Source organism: Saccharomonospora iraqiensis subsp. paurometabolica YIM 90007 (genome assembly GCF_000231035.2).
Taxonomy (GTDB): Bacteria; Actinomycetota; Actinomycetes; order Mycobacteriales; family Pseudonocardiaceae; genus Saccharomonospora; species Saccharomonospora paurometabolica.
In genome coordinates this window covers 2,680-3,166 of the sequence record NZ_KI912244.1, presented here as the reverse complement: position 1 = coordinate 3,166, position 487 = coordinate 2,680, and the positions used below count along the sequence as shown (strand labels likewise).

Sequence of the window (487 nt, the reverse complement as noted above, 5' to 3'; positions counted from 1 at the left end):
GCCCCTCGACGCCGCGGTCCCGCCGCAGGCCCCGGGCCCCGGCGCGTGGGAGGTCATGTACCTGCTCACCGTGCCGGCAACCGGGTCCGGCGCCGACGACCCGTCGGGCGCCGGGGAACCGTGGGTGTCCGGACTGCGGCGGGCCTTGTCCGCCCTCGGGGACAGCGTCACGGTCGCCGCGACCGGCGACGGGGACCACGCCGTCCACGTGCACTGTGCGGACATCGGTGCGGCACTGGAGGCGGGGCTGCGGTACGGCACACCGCACGGGGTGCGGGTGGAACCGCTCGTGACCCCCGCCCCGGCCGACAGCCCCGGCGTGCGCGGGGACCGGGTGGTCGTGGCGGTCGTGCACGGCGACGCGGTGGCCGAGCTCGTCGACGCCGAGGGGGTGCCCGTGCTCACCGTGCGCGCCGACGCGGAGCCGACCGTCGAGGAACTGCTCGGCCTGATCACCAACACCGCGGCCGCCCACGTCACCGTGCTC

1 pseudogene is annotated in these 487 nt (G+C 77.4%); it reads left to right on the top strand.

Annotated elements, in window-relative coordinates:
- A pseudogene (locus SACPADRAFT_RS27605) lies at window positions 1–487 on the top strand (DAK2 domain-containing protein); the annotation flags it as partial.